At 72.8% G+C, this 12,303-nt stretch carries 9 protein-coding genes; 6 read left to right on the top strand and 3 right to left on the bottom strand.

Translation table 11 applies throughout. The features are described from left to right. Positions 1-19 precede the first annotated feature (19 nt). Complete coding sequence (locus tag ACZ7FF_RS34730) at positions 20-2,734, bottom strand: helix-turn-helix transcriptional regulator (protein ID WP_470817433.1); 2,715 nt, start codon at positions 2,732-2,734, stop codon at positions 20-22. 328 nt (positions 2,735-3,062) lie between these two features. Between ACZ7FF_RS34730 and ACZ7FF_RS34725 the strand changes: the two genes are divergently transcribed. Beyond that, entirely contained in the window at positions 3,063-3,464 is a 402-nt protein-coding gene (locus tag ACZ7FF_RS34725) for a ketopantoate reductase family protein (RefSeq protein ID WP_470817551.1), read from the top strand. An 87-nt stretch (positions 3,465-3,551) separates the two neighbouring features. Here ACZ7FF_RS34725 and ACZ7FF_RS34720 read toward each other — a convergent pair whose 3' ends face one another. Continuing rightward, positions 3,552-4,184, bottom strand: a complete 633-nt coding sequence (locus ACZ7FF_RS34720) for a DUF1963 domain-containing protein (RefSeq protein ID WP_470817431.1) — start codon at positions 4,182-4,184, stop codon at positions 3,552-3,554. Then, on the bottom strand, positions 4,181-5,944 hold the full coding sequence (locus tag ACZ7FF_RS34715) for a hypothetical protein (RefSeq protein ID WP_470817429.1): 1,764 nt from the start codon (positions 5,942-5,944) through the stop codon (positions 4,181-4,183). The genes ACZ7FF_RS34720 and ACZ7FF_RS34715 overlap by 4 nt, the downstream gene beginning before the upstream one ends. Positions 5,945-5,953: 9 nt before the next feature. Between ACZ7FF_RS34715 and ACZ7FF_RS34710 the strand changes: the two genes are divergently transcribed. The 5 genes from ACZ7FF_RS34710 (at position 5,954) to ACZ7FF_RS34690 (ending at position 12,264) form a co-directional block, all read left to right on the top strand. Next, entirely contained in the window at positions 5,954-6,256 is a 303-nt protein-coding gene (locus ACZ7FF_RS34710) for a hypothetical protein (protein WP_470817427.1), read from the top strand. A gap of 334 nt (positions 6,257-6,590) precedes the next feature. Further along, a complete protein-coding gene (locus tag ACZ7FF_RS34705; protein ID WP_470817425.1) occupies positions 6,591-7,352 on the top strand; it encodes a type 1 glutamine amidotransferase domain-containing protein in 762 nt (253 codons plus the stop codon). A gap of 448 nt (positions 7,353-7,800) precedes the next feature. Then, positions 7,801-8,442 (top strand): hypothetical protein, encoded by a 642-nt coding sequence (locus tag ACZ7FF_RS34700; protein ID WP_470817423.1) that lies wholly within the window; start codon positions 7,801-7,803, stop codon positions 8,440-8,442. Positions 8,443-8,974: 532 nt separating this feature from the next. Beyond that, positions 8,975-9,619: a thymidylate kinase gene (locus ACZ7FF_RS34695; RefSeq protein WP_470817421.1), complete on the top strand. Its 645-nt coding sequence runs from the start codon at positions 8,975-8,977 to the stop codon at positions 9,617-9,619. 422 nt (positions 9,620-10,041) lie between these two features. Continuing rightward, positions 10,042-12,264, top strand: a complete 2,223-nt coding sequence (locus tag ACZ7FF_RS34690) for an FAD/NAD(P)-binding protein (RefSeq protein WP_470817419.1) — start codon at positions 10,042-10,044, stop codon at positions 12,262-12,264. Positions 12,265-12,303: the final 39 nt, after the last annotated feature.

The following is a 12,303-nucleotide window of genomic DNA, read 5'->3' as shown; positions in this document are numbered from 1 at the left end:
CCGCCGCCGGGGGCGCGGGTCAGACCTCCCGCGCGCGGGCCGCGGCGGCCAGTTCGATACGGCTGTTCAGGCCGAGCTTGGCCAGGGCGCGGGAGACGTGGCTCTGCACCGTGCGGGGCGAGATGTTCATGTTGCGGGCGATGTCGGGGCCGGACAGACCGGCGGCCACCAGCTCGGCGACCTGTGACTCGGTCGGCGTCAGCGCCTCCCAGCCGGTGACCGCCCGGCGGCGGCGCGGTGCCGTGTTCAGCCGGATGTCGATGCTGCGCAGGCGCTGGGAGACGCGCTGCGCCGCGCCCACCGCACCGGCCTGCTCCGCGCACAGCAGAGCGTGCCGGGCGTACTCCCGCGCCCGGTCCCTGGCACCCGCCGCGGCGGCCGCCACGGCCGCCTCCTCCCAGCAGCACAGTTCCACCGGCACCATCCCGAGCCGGTTCGCCTCCTCGGCGGCCGCGAGGGCGCGGGCCACCGTGTCGTCCGCGTGCGCGTCGGCATCGGTGAGAGCCTGAGCCAGCTTCACCGACGGTGCGAGCGCGGAGGGAAGGGGGCGTGGCAGGCGTGCCAGATCGCGGGCGATCATCGCCCGCAGGGTGTCGTCGCGTCCGCGCAGCGCCACGCGGCTCAGCTCCGGTGCCGTCAGGGCGAGCCATGTGTACAGGTGCCGGCTCGCGGCGGCCTGCCACACGGTACGGGCCGCGCCGGCCGCTTCGGAGTGGCGCCGCCGGACCTCCAGCAGGGCCACCTCGACCCGGTCGGGTGCCGGGATGCCGAACTGCAGGGGCCGGGGCGTGCCCTTCCATTCGCTCAGTCTGGCTTCGGCCGCGTCCGGCTCGCCGCGCAGGACGTCGATCATCGCCCGTGCGGCCACGGCCTGCGACGTCCAGCCGAACTCCGAGGCGTCGGCGAGTTCCAGTCCGATGTCGAAGGCGGCCGCCGCGTCGTCGAGCCTCCCCGCGTGCAGGTCGATCGAGGCACGCATCATCTGGTGGGGGGCGCTCTGCCAGTGGGCCGCGCGTTCGTCGCTCAGCCGCTGTACGTCGCGCAGGGCTTCCTCGGCCGCCCGGGGGCCGTTGGCGTACAGCTCCACGAGCGGCGGCCAGACGTCGCTGGACGCCCCCTCGTGCGGGTCCACGCCCCGGGACATGTGCCGGCGCGACGCCTCCCAGGACAGCTCCACCGCCAGATGGGGGGAGCCGGTGAGGGACAGCCGTACGGCCTCGGTCACCAGTCCGGTCAGGGTCAGCGTCAGCGGATCGGCGACGGGCGGCCGCAGGGACAGCGGCTCCAGGCCGCCGAGCTGCGTCAGCTGGCGGCGATGCTGTTCGAGCACATCGTGTACGTGGTCCCCGACCGGTGCGGCGAGGGCCGCGTCCACCAGGGCGAGGGCCTCCACGGCGTCTCCTCGCAGGGTCAGCGCGAAGATCAGCGCCCGGCGCAGCTCGACGATCTGCGCGGGCTCGGTGGCGTGGATGAGCCCCGTCCGCGCGACGGTCGCCGCCCGGGTCAGCTGGCCGGACCGCGCCAGTGCCCGGGCGCGTCTGATCGCCAGTGCCACCGAGGCGGCGGACGGGCCGGCCGTCACCGAGGAGCCGGCGAGGAGGTCCGCCTCGACGGCCGGGGCGTGCGCGAGGTCCTCCTCGGCGTCCCGGACGGCCGAGAGCACCTCCTCCGGCGAGGCTCCCGAGGCGATCATGTGCCGGACGCGGTCCGTCGGTTCCTCGTGTCGTGCGGCGGCGGCGTGCAGCAGGCGCAACAGCGGTTCCGGCGTGCCGCGTTCGACCGCCTCGCGGTATCCGTCATGGGTGAAGACGAGCCGGCTTCGAGGGTCGAAGGCCGCGACGCCGCGGTCGAGCAGGATCTGCACGGGCTCGACGACGGAGACCTCCCGCATCGCCCCGATCGCGGCGATCTCCTCCACGGGGGCGGGCCGCCCGAGGACGGCCAGGATCCGCGCGACCTCGCGGGCGGGCCCCCGCAACGCCGCCACGGCGTCGCCGGCCGCGTCGCCGAGCCCGCCCCGAGCGGCCTCCTGCGCCGCCTCGCCGGGCAGCAGGTCGAGGGCGTCGCCGGCGGAGGTGAGCGCGCCGGCCCGTTCCAGGCGGTCGAGGAGGGTGAGCACGCGCAGGGCGTTGTCCCGGTGCGGCGCGAGCGCGGAGCGCAGCCGGCGGGTGGGCCACCGCTGCGTGTGTTCGCGGACCAGCACGTCCAGGTCCATGTCGTCGAGCGGCGGCAGGACGACCTCGCGGGCGGCGGGGCCGCGCAGCAGCCGCGTGAGATGTTCCCGTTCCGGGGCGGGAGTACGTGCCACGAGGAGGGCGAGGGGCAGGTCCCGGGCGGCGGACGCCATCTGGTTCAGCACGACGAGCGAGGCGGCGTCGGCGTCCTGGAGGTCGTCGACGGCCAGGACCAGCGGAGCGTGCGCGCACAGGTCGTCGAGGCGGGCCAGGAGGCGGTCCTCGGTGTCCGCGGGCACCGGACGGCCCAGCTCTACGCCGAGCAGGGCGGCGGCCAGCGCGTACGGGGCCCGGTGCGGGATCTCGGAGACCGCGGTGCGCCGGGACACGGCCGGTGTCGCCGACAGTGCCTCCCGCAGCGCGCGGCTCTTGCCCGCGCCCGCCTCACCCGTGACGACGAAGACCGACGGCCCCCGGCTGCCGGGAATGAGGGCGCGACCCAGTCCCTCGGCCAGGTAGGCGTCCACCCCGCGCCGGCTGCTCAGCCGCGTATCGCTCACGGTCCCAGCCTAGGTCGCCGCCGACGGGCACCGCGGCACGCGACGCCGGGGACGGTGCCGCCGCACCGTGGATCCGTCCGCCGGTGTCCACGGGTGCGGCCGGCATGCCCGTCCCGGACGTCGCCACGCCGGGCGCGGAGAGACCGTGGAGGGACCGCGCTCGTGCCCGGCCGGTCCGCCCCGGCCGACGCCGCAGAGGTCCGCACCGGTGGCCGGGACGATGCCACCGGGTGCTCGGTGACCGTGACGTGCCCTCAGGCGGCGTCGGCGCGGCGAAGGTTGCGGGTCGAGACCGGCTCGCCGGCGCCCTGGTCGCCGGCGGGGCCACCTGCACCGTCACGCCCACCATACGGGCGGCTGTCTGGAGAAGCTCCTCGGCAACATGGCGTACAACCCCCTGTGCTTCCTGGGGGAGTGCTCGGTGGGGGAGGTCGTCGAGCGCCCCGAGCTGTTCGAGAAGCTCGACGTGCTGGCGAAGGAGTCGGCCGCCATCGCCAGGGCGCAGGGCTACGACGTGTCGCTGGACGTGCGGAGGAACTTCCGCGGCGGCTCGCCGCACCGGCCGAGCATCGTGCAGGACCTCGTCCGCCGCAAACCGCTCGAACTCGACTCGATGTTCACCGTGCCGCTGGAGATGGGCAGGCTGCACGGCGTTTCGCCCCCGCAGCTCGACGCTCTGGTGGCACTCATGAAGCTGCGGGCACGGGCGGCGGGGCTCTACGCGGCGTAGCGCATCGCCGCCCCTACGATCGCGGAGCGTTCAGGTCCGGGTGACGGAGACGGCGGGGGAGACGGCGGCTTCGGCGCCCCCTCGGGGCTACCTCTGGAAGACGGTCACGACCGCCTCGAAGCGCCCCGCGGCGAGGTCCTCCCGGCGGATCATCCAGTACATGACGCCGTCCACGTCCTGCTCGAATTCGTCGAAGGAGGCCAGCTGCACCCAACGGCGGCGCTCCGCCCGGCGTTCCTCCTCGGTGGCATCCGGGCCGAGGAACGCACGGCAGATCTCCCACTCCACCCCTCCCTGTACGGATCTCGCGTATCCGCCGACACTCGGCCAGTGCCCCTTGTAGCGCTCGTACCAGTGCTCCGAGTGGTTCTGCAGGGCGTCACCGAACGTCTTCGGCGCCTCGGAGCCGGTGTCGATGCCCGCGTCCTGCAGGCAGACATGATCCTGATCAGGAACGGTGAGGGCGGTCGGGAACATGCGCAACGACTCCTGGTCGAAGACCATCAGTCCCTCGGGTGCCGGCCGGGGACGGGTGGCCGCCGCGGCCGGCACGTACAGCACCGTCGCTCCGGCTCCCGGCTCCTCCCCGTGATCCTCGCGCTGCCGGAGGTATCCGGCGTACACGAGATCATTGTCCGGCGTGAACGCGTAGTCCCACTCGGCGTACCTGAAGAAGAGGAGGGTGCCGTCCTGGGGCAGTGGCAGGTCCAGCTCGGTCACGGGCCGTGGCCCTCCCATACCGGCCACGGTGTGTCCCTGGGCAGTTCCGGCAGGCCGCCGATCCGGCCCACGACGGGGCCGGCCCCGTCCCGGTCTCCTGTCTCCAGGGAGACTCCGGGGCGCAGCAGCGAGCGGTACCGCTCTCTGAGTTCGGTGGGGAGGGCTTGGAGCACCGGTTCGACGAGGCTGCTGTCGGGTGCGGCGGTGTGGTGGGTGCGGCCGCCTTCGCCGGGCGGCCTGTGGGGGCTGTCGGGTGCGGTCCCGAAGGCGGCACGGGCGCGTTCTCCAAGGTCGGAATCCAGGTGCCGGGCCGCGGCGGCGAGTTCGGCTCGGGTGCCGTCGGTGAGGTGTGCCCGGTGGTCCTCGGCGAGGGTGAGTGCCGTTTCCTGTACCTGGGGCGCGGGGTGCCAGAAGGCGTCGGCGAGTAGGGGCAGCACCGCTCCGGCCCGCTCCGGTTCGTGTTCGAGGACCCGGCGCAGGAGATCGAGCAGCGCCAGGGCGACGGGTGCCTCGGGCCAGGTGAGCGCTTCGCGCGCGCAGGCGGTGATCTGTTCCGCGGTGAGACGGCCGTGTTCGGCGTGGGCGAGCAGCGCCCGCAGCGTGCTCAGCGGCCGCACCTTCCGGGGACTCGTGACGAAGCCGACGAGGTCCGCGACACGGGCGTCGCTGAGCAGGTCCGATCCGGCGATCTCGGATATCGCCGCCACACAGTTGGCGGAGCAGTCGACGAACCGGGTGTCGGTCTGCAGCACCGCGTCCACCCATCCGTCGACGACATCGGCGCTGAGCCGCCCCCCGTCCAGCACCGCGGCCACCGCACGCCGTGCCCGCTCGGCACTCATGTGTGTGGACGGCACCAGACTCACGAGCCTGGCATAGCTGTCGTGACAGGCCGCGAACTCCTGCTCCGTGGGATCGAGAAGCTCGAACATCGCGGTGTGGCAACTCGCCTTGACCCAGTGGCCCTCCTCGGGCGCCCGCTGAAGGCAGCCGGTCAGCTCGCGCAGCAGGAAGCCGCGGTCGAGGAGGCCCGCGCCCGTCGTCATGCGCAGGAAGTGCTCGCCGACCTCCGAGTCGCCCAGGAACGCGTAGACGCCGTACGCCGCGAGGTTCATCAGCGGCAGCACCCGCGGCAGCAGTGGGTCCTCGCGCGGATCGGCCACGACCGCCAGCCCGTGCGGAGCACGTGCCGTGTGTCCGGCCCCCACGTAGAACGACACGCAGCCTTCGGCCAGTTGGGACGTGGGCGCGACGGCGGTCCCGGTCCTGCGGGACAGCGTCAGCACGAGCGGATAGAGCACCGCACCCCTGCCGGCCCGGGCGGCGGCGGCCAGGAACTCCCCGACCTGCTCCGGCGTCCAGCAGGCCGCCACCGCGTCGGCCAGCAGCTCCGCCAGCTCCTCGGGCCCGGCCGGCCCGTCGACGGCGAACACCGCGTCGCTCAGCCACTCCACCGCCGCGTCGGCGTCACGAAGGCAGACCAGCCCGGCCGCCGTCACTCTCGCGTACCGGGCGCCGCAGCGCTTGCCCGGAGCGGGCAGCTCGTCCTTCAGGGCACTGCGCACGGCCGTCGCCCGGGCGAGGAGCCGTTTGCGCTGGTCCACGTCCAGCTCCACCTGCCCGAGCAGTGCGACGAGTTCGTCCTGGGAGCCGCTCTCCATCACGGCCGCCAGCACCTCGTACGCCTCTTCGGCCGGCGTGCCGGACTCGGCCGGACGGGTCGGAGCGCGACCGTGCACCACCTCGGCCTGGTACCGCATCCAGGCCGCGTGGAACGTATCGAGATGGGGGTGATGTATTCGGCCTCCCGGACCGATCACGGTGTCAGGATGCTGCCCCAGCCACCAGATGTAGCGAAATCGATCTTTGACTTCCAGGAGAGGGGCGTGCGAATCCAACACGCTGAAGCGCGCCAAATCCCCAAGCGCACCCTCATCGTCGGCGAACTGGGCCAACCACTCGTCGAAACCAGACATGACCGGTCTCTCTTTTCCTTCGACGCCGGGCAGAACGGGTTCAGACCGTACTTCCCGGCAACCGGCAATCCTTGCGCACTTCAGACAGCTCCGTGATTCGGAGCCGGGCCGAAAGGGAATGCCGAATGCCGCAAAGGGCACTGATGTCCTTCAGTGAGCCGGTCCATGAGCGTGCTTCCTCACCGTAGGCCTTCACGCCCAGACGTATGGGCGTGCGCGGGAACCCGCTCGGACCAACCCGACGCCCGTTGGTGCAGGGGCGGCCGGACGCGCGGCCACGTGGCCTCTCGGGGACCCGGACCGGCTGGAGGCCCCCTGCCTCTCGCAGGCGAACTCGGCGATAGTCCCTCCGTACACTCCGTGTCCGGGCCGCCTGCGCACAGTGACGCCGCGCGCCCTGCGTGAGGACACCGTCGTCGAGGAGATTCCAGTGATCCTTTTCCTGCTGCCCGCGCGTGACTACGACCCCACCGAAGCGGCGATACCCTGGGAGGCGCTCACCTCGGCGGGGCACCAGGTGCGGTTCGCGACCGCGGAAGGGCTTATCGCCCTGGCCGACCGGCGGCTCACCGAGACCGGTTTCTCCTGGCTGTCCCCGTGGCTGATGACCCGTGGCGCGGAGCTGTCCGCCTACCGGCGGCTCACGGAAGACCCCTGGTTCCGGTCGCCGGCCTCCTACGAACAGGTCGACAGACTGGCCATGACGGGTCTCTTCGTACCCGGGGGGCACGCGCCCGGCATGCGCACCATGCTGGAGGACGAGACGGCCCAGGGCCTGGTCGCGGAGGCGTTCGCCCGGCGCCTCCCGGTGGGCGCCGTCTGCCACGGTGTTCTCCTGGCTGCCCGCGCGAAGGACCCGGCGACGGGGCGCTCCGTGCTGTACGGGCGCCGGACCACGGCGCTGACCTCGATGCTGGAACTGACGGCCTGGAACCTCACCCGCCGCAGACTCGGCAGCTACTACCGGACCTACCCGACCACCGTCCAGCAGGAGGTGACCGCCGCGCTCGCGGACCCGCGCCACTTCTCGACGGGGCCCGTGCTGCCGATCCGGGACACCGCCGCACGCCCACGACGCGGATTCACCGTGCGGGACGGCAACTACGTCTCCGCCCGCTGGCCCGGCGACTGCCACCGGCTGGCCGCGGAGTACCTCGCACTCGTCGAAGAAGGAAGCGCCGGGGAGGGATGACGGCGCCCCCGAGGAAAGTACTCATCCCGCGTGAGCATTTCGGTCCGGGAAAGGGCAGCCGATGGTGTGTCGTTCCGCGCGGCACCGAAGGGAAAATGGGCAGACACATATAAAAGGGCGTCCGCGTTTCGTTCGGTGCGGTTTTCGCCGGGGTCCGGCTGTCGGTGCGAGCCACTACGGTGCCGTCGCGACGCACGCCACCGAATCGGGTGGCTGCCGCAGGATCATGACGACGGAAAGGCATCACGTGAACAGGCGCGCTCACCCGGCGGCTATCGCGGTATCCGCGACGGCACTCGCTCTCCTTGTCTCCGCTTGCGGAGGCGGTGACAAGGGCGGGGTCCGTCCGGCACTTTCGGATCCGTCGAGTCTGCCCACGCCGCAGCACACTTACGAGGAGCCGGCCACCGCCGCCGAGCTGTCGGCCATACTCGTGAAGCCGGGCGACGTGAAGGGATTCACGATCAAGCCGGTGGCCGCCGCGAAGTTCAGGGAGGCCCTGAAAGGGAACGCCGGCAAGCTGGTGACCGCCAGCCCGTCCGCGTGTCTGCCCCTGGCGCGCGCGATGACGGCAGTGCCCGTCCCCGGCGCCGCCGCGGCGGCCATGGCGGTCGGCATGGCGGGAGCGCCCGCGAAGAAGAAGCAGGTGAAGGACCTCGACGAGGGGCTCAAGGAAGCGATGGGCGACTTGGGCAAGCTGCGCCCGACCATCGTCTCGCTCAGCTCCTACGCGCAGGACGGCGCACGTGGGGAACTGGACTCCCTGGCCCGGTCGGCGAGGGCGTGCGCCGGAGGATTCAGCGTCAGGGGGTCCGGCGCCCTGGCGACGTCCGACGGGTCGACGGGGCTCGGCGGCGGCCCGCGGACGTACCGGGTCACCTCCGTCACGCGCATGCCCACCAAGTGGGGCAGCGACGCGGCGGCCTGGAACGTGCGGCTGGAGGGCGGGGCCGAGGCCATCACCGTCGTAGCCGTGCGAAAGGGCCAGGAACTGCTCACGGTGGACACGATCTCCATCTCCCTCGCCGGAAAGGCCAGGGCTGACCTGAACGAGGGGCTGGTCGGCGCCCAGCTGGCAAAGCTGAACTGACCGTGTCCGCGGCCGGCGGCGCGGGGCTGTCCGCCCACCGGGCCCAACCCCGGTGCCAATGCTCATGACTGACGATCAATCAGGTCGATCGGGGTCTGTGTGCCGTCGCAGCCCGGCGCGCGGGGCCCTCGCCGGCCGTACACGGCGCCGACCTGCGGGAACGGGTTTCGGCCACGCGTGGACCAGGTGATCCACGCCGCCCAACACCATTGCTTCGCAAGTCTTTTGAGGGATGTTCACGACTGTCGGGGGTGCGGGAATGCCGTAGTTTCGACGGCGACCTGGGAGCGCTTCCGTCCGCCGACCAGCCCGCGGACACAGCCGCCGCCCGGGCTGCCGAGGGCCTGCCGCGCTCCGGCCAGGGCGGTACGCCCCTGAGAACGATTGTCTGACACATGCCCCCTCACGTCTTACTCCGCCGCGCCGCGCCCGCGGGCCGGGCACCGGACCTGCCCTGCGCGGGCCCACCCGCCGCCGGGCCCGCCCCTTCCCTCCTGCTCCCGGAAGGGGAGCGAAGCGGCGGCGGTGCCGCGTGATCGTGTCACTCGTGGGCTCCGACGGGGCGGGCAAGTCGACCGTGTCCCGGCTCGTCGCGGACCGTCTCACCGCCGCCGGAACACGCGCCGAACGGGTCGACCGATGGGACATCGTCGGCAACCCCGCCTACCCCGCGACCCGGTTCCTGGGATCCGATGTGCGCGACGCCCGGCGCTGCGCCGCCGAGATGCCGAACACGGCCCGGTTCCTCTTCCTGATGTGGACCATGGCGCAGGCCCTGCTGGGGCGTGCTTCCGCAACCGCGGGACCGGATCCGGTCACCCTGCTCGACGGGTACTGGATGAAGCACGCCGCGGGCGAGATCGCCTACGGTCTGGACAGCACCTGGGTCGAAAGCGTCGTCTTAGGGCTCCCCGGCTGCGAACGGGTCATCTATCTGCGGCTCGAACCCGAGCAGGCCTGGGAGCGCAAGGCGGGCGACGTCATCCCGTACGAGTGCGGGATGGACCCCCGGTGCGCGCGGGACACCTTCCTGAGCCATCAGAGCCGCATACTGGCGGTGCTCGACGGGTGGGCCGAGCGGTTCGGATGGCTGACCGTCGACGCCGGGGAGCCCCTGGACGACGTCGTCGGGCGGGTCGTCGCGCTCTCCGGGCCACCCGTGCCGGAAGCGCGGTGAACACCCCGCCGCTCCGGGCCACATGCACCGGAAGAGCGGCGAACGGCCCGGCGCGGGCCCGACTCCGCGTCCGGCCGAGAACCCCTGTCCAGCCGTGACGGCCGCCGGCGCCGTCCCCGTCGCGGGCCGGGCGCCATCGGCGACATCCGCACCACCGGCTCACCGCACTCGCCACCCGTCAGCGGGGCCGCCGGCGCGGTGACGGCCGTGCGCGGAACCGGGTGCCCAAAGGATCACGCACCGATTCCGCACGTCCTCCCCACGGCTCTGGCATGTCCGCGGACATGCCCGCGGACACCGGCGCGACCACGCCGAGGGCCCCACCGCCGAGCCCGCCCCCGGCCGCGTCCCACGACGACGTCGGCCGACACCCGCCCGAGGCCCCACCAAGAGGCCCCCGCCGCGACCGAGGAGAACCCCCTATGCGTCCCGTCCGACTCGCCGTCATCGGAGCCGGTCCCAGTTGCACCTACGTCCTCGACCGGCTCGCCGCGACGGCCAAGGCCGCCACCGGGCCGGTGCCGCTGGACATCCACATCTTCGACCGCACGGGGCAGTTCGGCGCGGGCCGGGTCCACAGCCCCGAGCAGCCGGTCACCAGCGTCCTCAACCGGATCGCCGGACAGGTGGCGTTCGCGGCCGACGAGAGCGTCGTCGGCGCCGGCCCCCTGCTGTCCCCGGCCGACCGGCCCACCCTGCACCAGTGGTGCCGCGCCAGATACGCGGAGACCGGCGACCCCGCCTTCGACCTGACCGCCGAGGACTCGCCGAAGCGGTACGTCCACGGTCTCGCACTCGGCGACCGGTTCCGCCGCTACGTCGGGCTGCTGGGGGAAGTGGACGGCGTACGCGTGCAGTTGCACCACAGTGAGGTGAGCGACCTGGAGGAACTGGCCGACGGCGCCCTCCGCGTGCTCGGCCCCGACGCTGAGCCTCTCCTCGACGCCGACCACGTCCTGCTGCTGACCGGGCACTCCTCCAACGCCCCGCACCGGTACCCGAAGCAGTCCCGATGGTCCCGGTTCGCCGAGCAGAATCCGGCCGCCTTCGTGCCCTTCGCCTACCCGCTGGAGGCCGCGTTCGAGCCGGGTCAGGCGGGCCCCGGCACCGTCGTCGGCTGCGCCGGCATGGGACTCACCGGCATCGACATCATCCTGCACCTGACCGAGGGCAGGGACGGCGTCTTCACCAGGCGGCCGGACGGCACCCTCGCCTACCGGGCGTCCGGCCGGGAACCCGACTCCATCGTCATGTTCAGCGGTTCCGGACTGTTCACGTTCACCCGGCCCTTCAACGCCAAGGAGCGCGACACCGGGAAGCTCGAACGCCGGGGCGTCTTCCTCACCGAGGACGCGGTGCGCCGGCTGCGCAGCGGCGCGGGCCGTGGGCCGGTGACGGTCTGCGGCCGCGAGCAGCGCCAGCTCGACTTCCGCGACCACGTCCTGCCCGTCGTGGTTCTGGAGATGGCGCACGTGTACTGCACCAGCCTGCTCGGCGACGCGTTCGGCCGCCGTCTCGAAGCGGCGCTCCGGCCCGTCTGCGACGCCTTCCTCGCCGACGGCGGTGGCACAGGGGGGTCCGACGCCTCCGTGCGGCGCCTGCTCGCCCCGCTCGACGCCCTCTTCGAGCGCACGGCGCGGACGGTCGACGCGGTGCTCGCCGGTGAGCTGGCACTGACCGAGGCCGAGGCGCGCGAACCGGGCACCGAGGCTGCGCTGCGCCGCTTCCTGGAGGTGGTCTTCGGCGCCGGGCAGGCCGACGGCATCGCCGCGCGGCTCGGCGGACCGCCCACGCGGGTCGCGGACGCCGTCGCGGCCTGCGAGTCGCCGTGGCGCCACCCGAAGCACGTCCGCGGCCATCGCTTCTCCTGGGACCGCCTCATCCGCCCCATCGCCCGTGACTCCTTCACCGGTCCCGAGGAGTACCGGGCGGCGATGCTCGACTTCCTCGACCTCGACCACCGCTGGGCCGTCCAGGGCAACCTGGACAACCCGGCCAAGGCGGCGGCCGACAGCGTCTGGCGCGACCTGCGGTCCGTGCTCGCGCACGCCGTCGACTTCGGCGGGCTTCACGCGGCCTCGCACCGGGACTTCCTCGATGTCTTCATGCGCCATCTCAACCGGCTGGTCAACGGATCGGCGCTCGGTGTCATGGAGAAGGTCCGCGCGCTGGTCCGGCACGGTCTCGTCGACGTGTCGGCCGGACCGGAGGCGGACGTGACGCCGGACGAGTGCACCGGGCGCTTCGTGGTGCGCGGCGCGGTCACCGGTGCCACGCTGCCCGTCGACGTCCTGGTCGACTCCCGCGTCCACCCCTTCGACGCCGCGAACGACGTCCTCCCGCTCTACCCGAACCTGCTCAGGCGCGGCCTCGTCCGCACCTGGCGCAACCCCGGTGCCGGCGAACCCGACTTCGCCCCCGGCGGTCTCGACCTCACCGAGGAGTTCCACCCGGTGCGTCGTGACGGCGGGGTGGACCGGCGGCTCACCGTGCTCGGCTGGCCGAGCGAGGGCGTGATGTTCTTCCAGTACGGAGCGCTGCGCCCGAACCAGAACCACCACATCATGCGGGACATCCTCCAGTGGACGCGCGAGTTCCAGGAACATGTCCCGGCTCTGGCGCCCGGCGCCTGCCCGGCGCCGTGACCAACGGCCAAGACCCGACCCACGACAGAAGGAGGCTCC

Source organism: Streptomyces sp. NPDC037126 (assembly GCF_055605965.1).
The sequence above is the reverse complement of the archived record's forward strand: the minus strand, read 5'-3'. Positions and strand labels throughout refer to the sequence as shown.

Bases quoted from the DNA above. Each gene is read 5' to 3' on its own strand.
- ACZ7FF_RS34690 (WP_470817419.1), top strand. From the start codon at position 10,042: ATGCGTCCCGTCCGACTCGCCGTCATCGGAGCCGGTCCCAGTTGCACC.
- ACZ7FF_RS34715 (WP_470817429.1), bottom strand. From the start codon at position 5,944: ATGCGGTACCAGGCCGAGGTGGTGCACGGTCGCGCTCCGACCCGTCCG.